We start from the raw sequence: 13,844 nt of genomic DNA on the forward strand, positions 1-13,844 counted from the left end.
TGAAAATATGGGGCGTCGGCAAGTCGAAAGTCAGTGATCAGGAAGACTCCCGTTCAGTGAATGACTGTCGTGTACGATTGGCATAGGCGACCAGCGATAACATCACTGGCACTTCCACCAACACACCCACAACCGTTGCCAGAGCGGCCCCGGAGTTCAGTCCAAAGAGACTGATGGCCACGGCAACAGCCAGTTCAAAAAAGTTGGAGGCTCCAATCATTGCACCGGGTGAGGCAATGTTATGGGGTTGCTTCCACTTCTTCATCCATAAATAGGTGATGGCAAAAATCAGATAGGTCTGGATGATCAGGGGTATGGCAATCAGGAAGATATTCAGGGGATGGGCAATAATCGTGTTGGCCTGGATCCCAAAAAGAAGAATGACCGTGCCAATTAATCCAATGATCGAAAAGGGCTTGGTGCCTGTCAAAAATCGACTCAGTGTTTGTTCGCTGCGAACAGCTTTACGGGTCAACCAGCCTGCAAGCACTGGAATCACCACAAACAGTCCTACGGACAGAAACAGGGTATTCCAGGGTACAAATACTTCTGTTACTCCCAGCAAAAAGGCGGCAAGAGGAGCAAACGCAATAAGCATAATCAGATCATTGATGGCGACCTGAACCAGAGTGTAGTTAGGATCTCCCCTGGTCAACTGACTCCAGACAAAAACCATGGCAGTACAGGGTGCGACACCCAGTAGAATCATACCGGCAATGTACTCTTTACCCAGCTCAGGATTGATCCAGTCGCCAAAAACATAGCGAATAAACAATACGGCCAGCAGTGCCATGGTGAAAGGCTTGATCAGCCAGTTAACAGTGACGGTAACGATCAACCCTTTTGAACGACGACGAACGTTTTTAATGGCAGAAAAATCCACCTGCATCATCATTGGATAGATCATCAGCCAGATCAGTACAGCAATGACCAGATTAATGCTGGCGTATTGCCATCGACCCAGAACCTCAAAAAATTCTGGAAATTGCAGTCCACCAAAAAGCCCTGCAAAAATACCCAAAGCAACCCAGAGGCTGAGATAGCGTTCAAAAATACCCATAAGCTGACCTCATATTCTTAAATCGCCAGATGTCGCGGCAAAAGCTATTATCGGTGGACTGGGTGGAAAGTCTATCGGTTTCAGGGTTGCCTGGACCAGACGCGGATTTTATCGATTTCCTCTTTATCAATGCTCAGGGACTCCAGGAATTCCTGATGTGCCTGCGGCTCCATTTTTTCAAACTGCTGATGCCAGCTTTTCATATCCTCCTCGCTGAACCCGGCCGCTTTCATAATCTCTACCCAACGATCTTTGTTGACCATATTTTGCTCCAGTAATGAAGGTTGTTTAAGAAGCAACACGATAGCCTTTTGCTGTTGACGCAACTTCTGGATCTCGTGCTCAAGAGCCATCAGCTGGCCACGCAAAATGCGTTCCTGCTCCATTTCGTCTTCACCGTCGAGAAGCCGTACAATATTGCTGATCGGTATTCCGAAAGCACGATAAGCCATAATCGCTTCAAGGCGCTTGATTTCATGTTGCCCATACCATCGGTAGCCATTCCCGGATCGAGTGTGAGGCATTAACAGACCTTCACGCTCATAGTAGAGAATGGTAGTGCGAGATATATCGAACTTTCTGGCCAATTGGGTAACCGTAAGCATCTGGCCTCTCCGGTGAATTCGCGGTCAATTCTTAGCCCTACACTAATAGACGAGTCAACGGAAAATCAAAGCAAATTCATCCGAGTCAACTAAGGTTATTGCTTGCATCCAATTTGCACACTCAATTTGCATTGTCGCGGTGATAAACCCACACGACAGGTTGACATAGGTTAAATCACCCCGTCCCGTATGAATATCTATATCAAAAAGTTTTGATATACCATGTACTGCTTGCTAGACTTCCGCCCTGGATAGACGGAATAGGATCTTCTGGCCGTCTGCGAGAAGTCAACGGTGCAGCGGTGAGGAGCCTTGCGTGTCGGAATCAGGATCAGTCGAACAGCTTGCCGCTCTGGGAAAAGCCTATGGCGACGTACTGAGGCTTGAAATCCTGAGAGTTCTGAGCACAGACTCTTTCGGGGTGCTTGAACTCAGCAGCCTCTTCGATATGCGTCAGCCTGCCATGAGCCACCATCTCAAGGTTCTCTCTCAGGCCGGACTTGTGAGTACCCGCAAGGAAGGTAATACCATTTTTTACCGTCGGGCGCTGCCCCCTCCAGAAGGAATCAGTAGTGATGTCATGCGTTCCCTTTTTTCAGCGGTCGACACTTTGTCGTTGTCGCCTTCCCTGACCGGTCGTCTATTAAAAGTCAGAGGCCAAAGGGCGGAGCAATCCATGGCGTTCTTTGCCCGTAATGTGGATCAGTTTCGTCAGCATCAGGAACTCATTGCTGATCATGATCTCTACGCCCGATGTGTGGCCGACGTTCTGGAAAAAACTGAACTGCCTGACCATCAGCGGGTGTTGGAGCTGGGACCGGGTGAGGGCGATTTTCTGGCAACGCTGAGTGAGAATTTTCAGCGGGTCTATGCTGTGGACAATTCCGCAGAAATGCTGGCCATCAGTCAACAGAGGGTAAAAGAGCGGGGTCTGAAAAACGTTGAGTGCATTCATGGGGAAATAGATACCCTGAATGCGCTGGAAGGTCAGTTTGACTGCATAGTGGCTAACATGGTGTTACACCATGTAGCCAGCCCTTCTGGTATTTTCACCCGCGTTTCAGAACTGTTGAAGCCCGGTGGCAGTATGCTGGTCAGTGAACTCAGCAGTCACAATCAGGATTGGGTGCGGGAATCCTGTGGCGATTTGTGGCTTGGATTCAGTGTTGAAGACCTTGACGGTTGGGCACTGGATGCAGGTCTGGCAATAGGTGAGTCCCAGTATCTGGGGCTGCGTAATGGTTTTCAGATTCAGGTCAGGCGGTTTTTTAAACCCTGGGCTGAATAGTTTCAAGAGGCGAAAGACGACTATGGCAGATTACACGCTATTCACTTCCGAGTCGGTTTCCGAAGGTCATCCGGACAAGATTGCCGACCAGATTTCCGACGCTATTCTGGACGCCATCCTCAAGGATGATCCGGAAGCCCGTGTCGCGGTTGAAACCATGGTAAAAACCGGCATGGTGATTGTAGCGGGTGAAGTGCGTACCGACACTTACGTTGATATCGAAGAACTGGTTCGTAAAGTGGTCACTGACATTGGTTACAACCATGGCGACCTCGGCTTTGACGGTGATTGTGTCGCCGTTCTGAATGCTATTGGCAAACAGTCTCCGGACATCGCTGTCGGTGTTGATGAAACAGATGGGCATGAACAGGGCGCGGGTGACCAGGGTCTGATGTTTGGTTACGCGACCAATGAAACACCGGTACTGATGCCTGCCCCTATCTACTACTCTCACGCATTGGTTAAGCGTCAGGCCGAGCTGCGTAAAAACGGTACCCTGCCCTGGTTGCGCCCGGATGCCAAAAGCCAGGTCACCATGCGTTACGACAGCGAAGGCAAAATACAAAGTGTGGACGCCGTGGTGTTGTCGACACAGCATCATCCTGACATCTCCCAGGAAGAGCTGCAGAAAGAAATTCTGGAAAAAGTCATCAAGCCGGTTATACCAGCGCAATGGCTCCATGAAGAGACCCGTTACCACATTAATCCAACCGGTATTTTCGTGATTGGAGGCCCGGTGGGTGATTGTGGTCTGACAGGGCGCAAAATCATTGTAGACACCTACGGTGGTATGGCTCGTCACGGTGGCGGTGCCTTCTCTGGCAAGGACCCGTCAAAGGTTGACCGTTCTGCTGCTTACGCAGGTCGTTACGTGGCCAAGAACGTTGTGGCTGCTGGCCTGGCTGACAAGTGCGAGATCCAGGTGTCTTATGCGATTGGTGTTGCGGAGCCCACATCTATCTCTATTGACACTTTCGGTACTGGCAAGATTGTTGATACCAAAATTGAAGAGCTGGTTCGTGAGCATTTCGATCTGCGTCCTAAAGGTCTGATCGATATGCTGGACCTGAAGCGTCCAATTTATCAGGCTACTGCCGCATACGGTCACTTTGGTCGTGAAGAGGAAGAATTTTCCTGGGAGCGCACCGACAAGGCTGACGCACTGAGAGCTGCAGCAGGTCTGTAATCGATACATTTAATAAAATAATAAAAGGGTTGCTTTGTGCAGCCCTTTCAGCTTTTGTATAAATGCCGGTTCAGCAACTGATCACATATTCTATCCAATTCTGTTAAACCTTCCTTCCGAGTCTGTTGACCGACGATTTTACAATGGAATTTTTGTTGTCCCGCGTTAACTCCTGAAAGCCTGTTGATTTGGTTCATATCAGGCTAAAGGTACGTACCGGGCGCCATATTTTTGTGCTATTGTCCATGCCAATTCTACCCTTCAGTACTGTTGTCTCATCCAGACAGCAGTCGATCTTCATTGACCCCGTGCATAGGGAGAGACCCTGATGAACCTATTGAAAATGACCGACCTGGATCTGGCTGGCAAACGAGTCCTGATCCGTGAAGACCTCAACGTTCCGGTCAAAGATGGCAAAGTCACCAGCGATGCACGAATCCTTGCTTCTCTGCCCACCATTAAGCGCGCTCTGGAATCCGGTGCCAAAGTCATGGCAACCTCTCATCTGGGTCGTCCGACAGAAGGTGAATACGACGAACAGTTCTCCCTGAAGCCTGTTGCAGACTACATTGGCAACCTGCTAGGCAAAGAGGTTCGCCTGATCAAAGACTGGGTCGACGGTGGTTTTGACGTTGCCGAGGGTGAACTGGTCATTCTTGAGAACGTGCGTTTCAACAGGGGTGAAAAGAACGATGACGAAGCACTGTCTAAAAAAATGGCAGCCCTGTGCGATGTCTATGTAATGGATGCATTCGGTACCGCACACCGTGCTCAGGCATCCACTCACGGCGTGGGTAAATTTGCTGAAATTGCCTGTGCAGGCCCCCTGCTGGCGGGTGAACTGGATGCCCTGGGTAAAGCCTTGGGAAACCCTGAGCGTCCAATGTGTGCCATCGTGGGTGGCTCCAAAGTTTCCACCAAACTGACGGTACTGGAATCCCTATCTGACGTCTGCGACCAGCTGATCGTGGGCGGCGGTATTGCCAACACCTTTCTCGCTGCTGCCGGTCACAATGTCGGTAAATCCCTTTACGAAGAAGATCTGATCCCTAATGCCAGGGCACTGATGGAAAAGGTTAACGTACCTATGCCTGTAGATGTAATCTGCGGTAAGAAATTTGATGAAAATGAAACCGCTGTCGTTAAACAGGTATCACAAGTAGAAGACGACGACATGATCTTTGACGTAGGCCCCCAAACCCAGAAACTGTTCAATGAAATTCTGAAGTCCTCTAAAACCATTCTTTGGAACGGCCCTGTGGGTGTCTTTGAATTTGACCAGTTTGGTGAAGGCACTCGCTCCATGTCTCTGGCCATAGCCGAGTCTGACGCTTTCTCTATCGCCGGTGGAGGTGATACTCTGGCCGCAATCGACAAGTATGGAATTAAAGACCGAGTATCTTACATTTCTACGGGCGGCGGTGCCTTCCTGGAGTTTGTAGAAGGCAAGAAGCTCCCGGCTGTGGCGATGCTGGAAGAAGCCTGTCAGTAAAATAGAGAATAGCGCCCGTCTAGGCGACCCCGTCCAGGCGACCCCGTCTAGGCGACCCCGTCTAGGCGACCCCGTCTAGGCGACCCCGTCTAGGCGACCCCGTCTAGGCGACCCCGTCTAGGCGACCCCGTCTAGGCGACCCCGTAGCGAGGACGGCAGAAAATTGAGGACGAAAATTCGGTTTTGTGGGGAAAATAGCGAGCTATTTGACGAACAAAAGTGGATTTTCAGACCAATTTGCTGCCGCTGCATGGTCTCAGGAGCTAAAGCAATTGCCGCGTGGGGCAGTCTATTCTCGGTCATCCTCCTGGAACCTAAACTAAGCTCTGTAACTCGCTCAATGGGTTGTGGAGAAAAATCTTGTTTCACTTTCGTTTTGTTAGACACCCAAAATCTTTCTCTAAATTGAAAGCCATTCCTGACCTGCCGATTCTGACTTTCATTTTTGGATGCCTGCTCACCATTACTCCCCTATCAGAGGCTGACACTATCAAGGTTGCTGTGGCAGCGAGCTTTCAACATGTTCTGGAAAGCCTGAAAGGGCAGTTCCAGTCACGGTATGGTCACACCCTGGAACTGTACTATGGCACTTCTCAAGACCTGAGGTACCGGGTCAGTGACAACACTCAGAAATTTGATCTGTTTCTATCTGCTGACAATTTAAAGACGGCAGAACTGGAACAAATGAATAAGATTCTAGCAAATTCCAGGAAGATCTATGCCCAGGGTTTGCTGGCATTCTGGCACGGTCAGCGGAGCCCGTTAAAACCCAACGACATAAAAACCTACCTTATAGATAACAACCCTCCAACAATTCACATTGCAGACCGGGAAGCTGCACCCTACCGGCACGCCGCTGTGTCCGTCCTTCAAAAATATTATCTTTACCGAATAATCAGAGATCAGGATAGGCTCTCTTACAATGACCATGTCAGGGAAACATGGACCAATATAAAAAATTCTTCCGATGCTGGTTTTGCGCCTTTTTCCCAGGTGAAAGAAGTCGACTTCAATAGCATTCTTTTCCCAGTGAGTGTAACTTTAGTCCCGCAGTCACTTTACACACCACTGCTTCAAGAGCTGGTCATCCTCAAGGCTACCGAGCATGAGGCCGCTGCCAAAACTCTGGTCGAATACCTTCTCTCCGATGAAACGCAGAGATTCATTGGGTACAATGGTTATCAAAGAGCAGCTGCCAAAAAACAGGATTTAAACCTTGTCCCCAGTCCCGCAGTGTCTCTCCACAAACGCGAGTCACGCTACCCCAAAGCTGCGCTGGTTATCGTCTGGTTAAATACAGCAATGTGGATGTTAAGCGGTGCATAGTTCGACCATGGGAATTATAATGAGGCACTTTTAATAGACATCGAGATGTGGCTGCTCAGATCAAAGTGCAATCAGTTCAATAGCCGTTATTGATGTGACAGTTAACGCGTGACCGTTAAAAGTCACTGTCAGATAGTTCCACATCAGGTTATTTGCACTTTCGTTTTATATAGCAGAAAGCATTCAGGGAATATGTATGCAGAATCAAGAGTGCTTGCAAGAGGGATGGTACCTGCTTAAAACCAGGCCTCGTCAAGAGCAGAGAGCCCAGGAAAACCTTGAAACCCAAGGATTTGATGCATACTGCCCGATGGTAAAGGTTCGAATCAGGGGCCTTTTGAAGGAAGAGGTTCTCTTTCCCGGTTATGTATTTCTTTACCTTGACCTCAAGGATCTGGATCGTTTCCACAAGATACGTTCCACCCGAGGCGTCTGCGAGATCATCTCTTTTAACCGGATTACCCGCCAGCTCCATAAAGATGGTCGCCTGAGCAAAAGTCAGGAGCAGGATGTGCAAGTCCTGCTGCCAAAACCTATCCCAAATGGCCATGAAGTGATCAAGGATATCCGGTTAATTGTCGAAACGCTTAATAGTCATGCAGAAAGTGAAGGTACGGGCTCAGGCAGAGGGGTCAGCTTTAAAAAAGGTGACAAAGTCATTATGAATCATCCTCTCTATCAAAAACTGGAGATGACGTTTATAAATAACGTCGGGTCTGCTCGGGGTATGATTCTGGTGCAATACATCAAAATGCAGCGAAATACACAAGGCGATACCGTCTGTGAAGTCGTTTCCGAGAAGCAAATAGAAGTCAGGCTCGAGGATCTGGAAAAAGCCTGATGAAAGGTGCAACCCGTTCAGGATTAACGACAGCCCTGAGCCCAACATAGGAACAGAGCACCCTATGCTGAATCCTGAAAACCTTAAGGAACAGATCAAACCTCTGGTTTTTCCTCTGGGAGCCCGGGATTCAATCGCTGGCCAGAATCCGGACATCAAAGCATACCTTGATTTCTATGGTATCAATTTTGAAACCGGATTAGCGGATATTCGCCACTCAATGGGCTCAATCGACAGCTGCAACTACAAGGTGGCCTGCCATCTGTTTGAGAAGTCCGATGCCAGAGGCACTTTTTTTCTTCTTCATGGTTACTACGACCATGTTGGACTCTTCGCCCGAATCATCCGCTTCCTCCTTGAACAGGGCTTCAATGTTCTGGCCTATGACCTGCCCGGTCATGGGCTCTCCAGCGGCAAGCCCGCCACTATCCCGGATTTTTCTGTTTACACTCTGATTCTTGAAGACATACTGACACATTGTGAAGGTCACCTGCCCAAACCCTGGCATGCTTTTGGCCAGAGTACAGGGTGTGCGATCCTGACAGACTGCCTGATTAACCGCGAGGCCCATCACAAGGCCAGTCCCTTCGAACAGGTCATTTTATCCGCTCCTTTGGTCAGGCCCTGGAATTGGACACTGGGACGATTGCAGCTGCAGCTGGCCAAATTGTTCATTACCCAGTTGCCCCGGACTTACACCCGAAATTCCAGAAAAAAATCGTTTCTGGAGTTGTCCCGCAACGATCCTCTGTCTGCCACCATTCTGCCCGTACAATGGGTACTGGCGATGGATCGCTGGATCAAGCGCATTGAGTCCTGCAAGATAAAATCACCAGTCAGCCCACTCATCCTGCAGGGTACATTCGACCGTACGGTCGATGCCAAACACAATATTTCTGTACTTGAGAAGCTCTATACCCAGCCCAGTGTCTATTATCTTGAAGATGCCCGACACCACTTGCCCAATGAGCTGGACGAAACCATTGATGATTATCTCAGCTGGTTGACCAGCAAGCTGAATGCTCAGTCAGCCTGAGGTCAGTTTTGCTGTCAGTCCCAAAGTTTTAAAACTTGCCATATAGTCATTGAGATAAAAATTTTGCATATATCATCAACCTAAAGGTGGCAACGATGGCTCAGGGTACTGTCTTTGTTAACAACCGGACACAGGCTGTTCGACTCCCCGCAGAAACCCAATTTCCTGATGGCGTCAAAAAAGTCAGCGTCAGGGTTCGTGGCAATGATCGAATTCTCTCTCCTTTGGGAAAGACCTGGGACTCATTCTTTAATGCAGACCCTGCAGAAGGCGTCACCGATGAGTTTATGGCTGAACGAGCCTCTCAGGATCAGAGAGGTCGAGAGGAATTCTGATGTTGAAGTTCTTACTTGATACTGATATCTCGATTTACGTGATAAAACGCAGGCCAGCGGAACTGCAATCTGTTTTCAATGCTTATGATGGACAGATTGCTATAAGCTCCATCACATTGTCAGAGCTACTTCACGGTGTAGAAAAAAGCGCCAATCCGAAAAGAAACAGGGATAACGTCGAGAGCTTTGTCAGCAGGCTGGAGGTCCTGGAATATACCCCTAAGGCATCTGCTCACTTCGGCAATACACGTGCAAACCTTGAAAGAGAGGGATTGGTGATAGATGTTAATGATATGCATATAGCCGCTCATGCACGCAGTGAAGGGTTGATTGCTGTAACCAATAATGTAAGAGAGTTTGATCGCGTAGAAGGGCTACGGGTCGAGAACTGGCTTGAGCAAAGAGGGCAATAAAAGACAAACGAAGCTCAAAACGGCCAGCTAGCTGGAGATAGACAGGATCTGACACTGCCTTCTTCAATACGGAGGCTTACCCGTTTAAGTTAGAAGCACCGGCAACCAAAATAAACGAAGGTAATCCTCAGTGAAGCAGACTAATAAACGACACAGGGTTTATTATTTTAGTGCCTTAGTTTTAATTCAGTAATGATTTCTTTTTGATACGTCTTCGGTTGCATACTCAATAAACTCCCACTCCATACCATTACCGTCGCAATAGTAATGACGTCTGCGGAAATCGCCTTCCTCCTGAAAGTCCGGAATCAACTTATAACCTTCTTCCTTAAGTCTTTGATCCAGCTCATCAAGCTGTTTAACCACAAAGCCAATATGATTAACGCCAAAGTGACTGTAGTCTGGTTTACTCGCTTTACCTTCAGGGTATTCATTCAGCGCCATATAAGTTGTGTCATTGCCAAAATGTACCCAGCGGCGGCCACGGAACTCTCCTCCACCTCTTATCCGAAAATCAGGAAAAGCCGCACCCAAAATACGAGTGGCTTCATCAATTGAGGGGACGGTGATATTGGCATGTTCAAGATAGGCGTTCATAACCCTCTCCAGATATGTAAAGTTTTTTATTTACATATTCAGGCTATGGCAACGGTTTTAATTTGTAAAGTTTTTTATTTACTAACTAAGTCCCCCCTCATATACTGAGGCCATGAAAAGTGAAAAAGCCCAAAACAAAATCCTCCAGCTCCTGAAGAAGGAAGGTGCAAAAACTGCCGTGGAACTGGGCAAGACACTCGACATCACCAGCATGGGTGCCAGACAACATCTCGAAAGAATGGAGAAAGAAGGCCTGGTATCCAGTGAGGAAGTCAGTAAAGGGGTCGGTCGCCCCAAGAAGCTCTGGCAGCTGACGGAAAAGTCGCAGTCACACTTTCCTGATCGTCATGATCAGCTTACGGTAGACATGCTGATTTCCATCAAGAATGTATTTGGTGAACAGGGCTTGGATGAACTGATAGAACATCGCTCGAAAGAAACAGGCCGACAATATCATGAGGCACTCGATAGCCATAAAGATCTGGAAGGCAAAATAAAAGCGCTGGCCAAGGTCCGCTCCAGGGAAGGATACATGGCAGATTACGAAGCCACCGATGTGGGGTTTATCTTCTATGAAAACCATTGCCCGATCTGCTCAGCAGCCAGGGCCTGTCAGGGGTTCTGCCGGTCAGAATTAGAAGTGTTTGCAGAACTTTTTGAGGGGATGGCAAGGGTTGAGCGCCTGGAGCATATACTCCAGGGCGCCCGAAGGTGTGCTTACTCGATTACTTTGATTTCCTGAACAGACTGATCAGACAAAGCATGTAGGCCAGAATATAGAGACCAAAGATAAACGTCATCCAGTGAGCCATATTCATTCCCAGGAATAGCCAGCCATCCTGCCCGCAGAAACCGGACGGCAGGAACATTTGAGGCCACCAATCATAAAGCGGCAGATCGAATGGGAAGCTAGGCAGAGCCTTGCAGGTCATGAACAAGTCTGCAGACGTGTAGTAGCCCAGCATTTTGATCGAAGCATCCAACCCATAGGCAGCACCGGCAATCCAGATGATGTATCCGAGACCTCTTGCCAGTTTGTTTCGTGGCGCCACCAGCAGGATCAGGGCTGCAAGGCCAATCAGTAATACAGCCAGACGCTGATAAACACAAAGTTCACAGGGGTCCAGATACATGACGTACTGAAAATAAAGGGCTACAGACTCCAGAAAAACAGCCGTCAGCAGCATGATCAGCCAGGTAGTCCTGGCATTCTGCCAGTCACGAATAGCCCCAAGAGGATCCGTTCTGAAATCAGTCCAGAGATGAGAGAGTTTCGTCAAAACAGCGCTTCTCCAAAAGCCTGTATATTGTTCTAAGTAGGTTGGAGACTCAACTTGGAGTCCGACAGCTAAAGATACTGCATGCCCCTGTTGAGTGTAAGACACATTACAAGAAACTGACGGGATCAATTGTTTCCATAGGAGCTGTTTATCGACATTTTCAGAAGACTTCAAAGCAATTAAGAAATTCTCTCCCGACTTCTGATTTACAGTCTAAAACATATCCAGAGAATCAACTCAACATATGCTCTATACGAGATGCTGTTATGAGAATCCATACAGTCATTGATGAAACGCTCATGCATGATGCCCTTGAAATAACCGGGTTAAAAACGAAGCGTGAGGCTATTGAAAAAGGACTCAGGCTTTTGATCAAGCTGAGCAGGCAAGAATTGATCAGACAATATCGTGGAAAGCTCAACTGGGAAGGCGATCTGGATTGCCTGAGAGTTGACGATGACTAACCCTGGAAACCGGGCCTGCGGCCCGGCTACATCAAACTCAGTAAAGAACCCGGCAACGAATGGTGCCGTCGATTTCTTTCAGCTTCTCCAGCGCAATGTCACTGTGATCGGCATCTACGTCAATGACCACATAACCCACGGATTCATTGGTTTGCAGGAACTGACCGCTGATATTGATATTGTTCAGGGAGAAAACCTTGTTGATGGCTACCAGAACTCCGGGGATATTCTTGTGAATATGCAGGATACGATGCTTGTCCGGATGCCCAGGCAATGAGACTTCAGGGAAGTTAACAGACGACAATGTTGTACCATTATCACTGTACATAACAAACTTCTCGGAGACTTCACGACCAATATTTTCCTGCGCTTCCTGAGTACTGCCACCCACGTGAGGTGTCAAAATGACGTTATCCAGTCCACGCAGAGGGCTGACAAACTCATCACTGTTAGAACGTGGTTCTTCCGGGAAAACATCGATTGCAGCCCCCAGCAACTTGCCCGTTTCAATCGCCGAAGCCAGGGACTGAATGTCGACAACAGTTCCGCGAGAAGCATTGATCAGAATACTGCCTTCCTTCATAGCCGCAAACTGCTCTTCGCCAAACATCCATTGAGTGGCGGGTGTTTCAGGAACGTGCAGGCTGACAACATCAGACATGGACAGCAGATCATTGAGACTGCCGACCTGACTGGCATTACCGATGGAGAGCTTGGTCACCACATCGTAGTAATAAACGTCCATGCCCATAGATTCAGCCAAAACACTTAGTTGGCTTCCGATACTGCCGTAGCCAATAATACCCAGCTTTTTACCGCGAATTTCATAGGAATTGGCGGCACTCTTCTGCCAGCCACCCCGGTGAGCAACGGCATTCTTTTCAGGCACACCCCGCAACAGAAGAATGGCCTCAGCCAGAACCAGCTCAGCAACAGAGCGAGTGTTGGAATAAGGTGCATTAAAGACCGGGATTCCCCGTGACGTAGCAGCATCCAGCTCTACCTGGTTGGTACCGATGCAGAAACAACCAACAGCGATCAGCTTCTGGGCTGCAGCAAAGACGTCTTCACTCAGCTGGGTTCGGGATCGAATGCCTACAAAGTGCGCTTCGGAAATCCGCTGCTTCAGCTCATCGTCTGGTAAGGACTTGGAAACATAATCAATATTGGTGTAGCCGGAAGCTTCAAGCACTTCCACAGCAGACTGATGAACCCCCTCCAGAAGAAGGAATCGAATCTTACTCTTGTCCAGGGAAATAGAGGGCATAACAATAGCTCGGATGTCTTTTAATCTACCTTGAAAAGTACTTCAGCCAAATTGAGTGGGAAATACTGTCAATGGCTGAATACAACCCGAGTCATCTGGTTTCAGAACCGACCGGGGTGTGGATAATAGCATAAAAAAGAGAAAAACCCTTACCTTGAGTGTATGAATCAGATGTTCCTTGTCCAATCACCACTACAGGACTTAAACCTCGCGTGCAGAGCAGTTATTATGTGTTTTCTGTTTCAGACACCTATGCTTGATAGCGTAGTCAGAATCTGTCTGATGGCCTGAGACAATGCAGGATGTTGTTCGGAAAACTTGATCGCTTCCTGCTCGAGCTGTTCGTTGTAGTCCTGCAGAGGAATATCGCCCTCTGCCTGAGCCAGAGCCAGCTGCAGTTCATCGGTAATTTGCTTGAGAGCCCCTGCAGTACATTCGTCCACAGGCTGTCCTTCAAGCAGGTCATGCAGATTCTGGATATTCAGGTGGAGTTCTTCAGACATGACGTGCTCCTGTGATCAGGTTAATCTGGAAAACACAATATTTGTACTGTGAATGATAGCTTCAGCAGTCGTACCCGGCTGATAAATACTAGCGATGTGCCAGGCCATGAGCAAAATAAAAACACAAGAACAAACAAGCAAGAAGGACGCC

At 48.4% G+C, this 13,844-nt stretch carries 16 protein-coding genes; 10 read left to right on the forward strand and 6 right to left on the reverse strand.

From position 1 onward, the window contains the following. Positions 1–37: 37 nt before the first annotated feature. Positions 38–1,060, reverse strand: coding sequence for an ACR3 family arsenite efflux transporter (gene arsB / locus ACO6VG_RS04710; protein WP_422135827.1), 1,023 nt, complete (start codon positions 1,058–1,060; stop codon positions 38–40). 80 nt (positions 1,061–1,140) lie between these two features. Further along, positions 1,141–1,665: a MerR family transcriptional regulator gene (locus tag ACO6VG_RS04715; protein ID WP_422135828.1), complete on the reverse strand. Its 525-nt coding sequence runs from the start codon at positions 1,663–1,665 to the stop codon at positions 1,141–1,143. Positions 1,666–1,981: 316 nt separating this feature from the next. Here ACO6VG_RS04715 and ACO6VG_RS04720 point away from each other — a divergent pair, with 316 nt between their 5' ends. The 8 genes from ACO6VG_RS04720 (at position 1,982) to vapC (ending at position 9,582) form a co-directional block, all read left to right on the forward strand. Beyond that, on the forward strand, positions 1,982–2,953 hold the full coding sequence (locus tag ACO6VG_RS04720) for an ArsR/SmtB family transcription factor (RefSeq protein WP_422135829.1): 972 nt from the start codon (positions 1,982–1,984) through the stop codon (positions 2,951–2,953). 22 nt (positions 2,954–2,975) lie between these two features. Then, the gene (gene metK / locus ACO6VG_RS04725; protein ID WP_422409826.1) at positions 2,976–4,139 is read left to right on the forward strand and encodes a methionine adenosyltransferase; all 1,164 of its coding nucleotides are present in this window, start codon (positions 2,976–2,978) and stop codon (positions 4,137–4,139) included. 328 nt (positions 4,140–4,467) lie between these two features. Next, positions 4,468–5,631: a phosphoglycerate kinase gene (locus tag ACO6VG_RS04730; protein ID WP_422135831.1), complete on the forward strand. Its 1,164-nt coding sequence runs from the start codon at positions 4,468–4,470 to the stop codon at positions 5,629–5,631. Between the two features lie 360 nt (positions 5,632–5,991). Then, positions 5,992–6,957: a molybdate ABC transporter substrate-binding protein gene (gene modA / locus ACO6VG_RS04735; protein ID WP_422135832.1), complete on the forward strand. Its 966-nt coding sequence runs from the start codon at positions 5,992–5,994 to the stop codon at positions 6,955–6,957. A 196-nt stretch (positions 6,958–7,153) separates the two neighbouring features. Next, positions 7,154–7,798 carry a transcription termination/antitermination NusG family protein gene (locus ACO6VG_RS04740; RefSeq protein WP_422135833.1) on the forward strand — a complete coding sequence of 215 codons (645 nt, stop codon included), beginning with the start codon at positions 7,154–7,156 and terminating at the stop codon, positions 7,796–7,798. Between the two features lie 64 nt (positions 7,799–7,862). After that, positions 7,863–8,834: an alpha/beta hydrolase gene (locus ACO6VG_RS04745; RefSeq protein WP_422472915.1), complete on the forward strand. Its 972-nt coding sequence runs from the start codon at positions 7,863–7,865 to the stop codon at positions 8,832–8,834. A 95-nt stretch (positions 8,835–8,929) separates the two neighbouring features. Then, positions 8,930–9,169 (forward strand): type II toxin-antitoxin system VapB family antitoxin, encoded by a 240-nt coding sequence (gene vapB, locus ACO6VG_RS04750; RefSeq protein ID WP_422135835.1) that lies wholly within the window; start codon positions 8,930–8,932, stop codon positions 9,167–9,169. Beyond that, entirely contained in the window at positions 9,169–9,582 is a 414-nt protein-coding gene (gene vapC / locus ACO6VG_RS04755) for a type II toxin-antitoxin system tRNA(fMet)-specific endonuclease VapC (RefSeq protein WP_422135836.1), read from the forward strand. Before vapB ends, vapC begins: the two co-directional genes overlap by 1 nt. Before the next feature lie 186 nt (positions 9,583–9,768). Here the strand turns inward: vapC and ACO6VG_RS04760 are convergent, their stop codons facing one another. Next, the gene (locus ACO6VG_RS04760) at positions 9,769–10,179 is read right to left on the reverse strand and encodes a VOC family protein (protein WP_422135837.1); all 411 of its coding nucleotides are present in this window, start codon (positions 10,177–10,179) and stop codon (positions 9,769–9,771) included. Positions 10,180–10,291: 112 nt separating this feature from the next. Here ACO6VG_RS04760 and ACO6VG_RS04765 point away from each other — a divergent pair, with 112 nt between their 5' ends. Further along, positions 10,292–10,921, forward strand: a complete 630-nt coding sequence (locus ACO6VG_RS04765) for a helix-turn-helix transcriptional regulator (RefSeq protein WP_422472917.1) — start codon at positions 10,292–10,294, stop codon at positions 10,919–10,921. Here ACO6VG_RS04765 and dsbB read toward each other — a convergent pair. Further along, positions 10,905–11,459 carry a disulfide bond formation protein DsbB gene (dsbB, locus tag ACO6VG_RS04770; protein WP_422472919.1) on the reverse strand — a complete coding sequence of 185 codons (555 nt, stop codon included), beginning with the start codon at positions 11,457–11,459 and terminating at the stop codon, positions 10,905–10,907. The two genes, ACO6VG_RS04765 and dsbB, sit on opposite strands and share 17 nt — an antisense overlap. Before the next feature lie 266 nt (positions 11,460–11,725). Between dsbB and ACO6VG_RS04775 the strand changes: the two genes are divergently transcribed. Beyond that, positions 11,726–11,923, forward strand: coding sequence for a type II toxin-antitoxin system VapB family antitoxin (locus tag ACO6VG_RS04775; RefSeq protein ID WP_422135840.1), 198 nt, complete (start codon positions 11,726–11,728; stop codon positions 11,921–11,923). Between the two features lie 37 nt (positions 11,924–11,960). On the opposite strand, the gene serA is transcribed toward ACO6VG_RS04775, so the two are convergent. Both serA and ACO6VG_RS04785 read right to left on the reverse strand, forming a co-directional pair. Continuing rightward, positions 11,961–13,190, reverse strand: a complete 1,230-nt coding sequence (gene serA / locus ACO6VG_RS04780; RefSeq protein WP_422135841.1) for a phosphoglycerate dehydrogenase — start codon at positions 13,188–13,190, stop codon at positions 11,961–11,963. A gap of 242 nt (positions 13,191–13,432) precedes the next feature. After that, positions 13,433–13,693, reverse strand: coding sequence for a DUF4404 family protein (locus ACO6VG_RS04785; RefSeq protein ID WP_317144543.1), 261 nt, complete (start codon positions 13,691–13,693; stop codon positions 13,433–13,435). Positions 13,694–13,844 lie beyond the last annotated feature (151 nt).

Origin of the sequence: Endozoicomonas sp. ALB032 (genome assembly GCF_049310125.1) — a bacterium.
Classification (GTDB): domain Bacteria; phylum Pseudomonadota; class Gammaproteobacteria; order Pseudomonadales; family Endozoicomonadaceae; genus Endozoicomonas_A.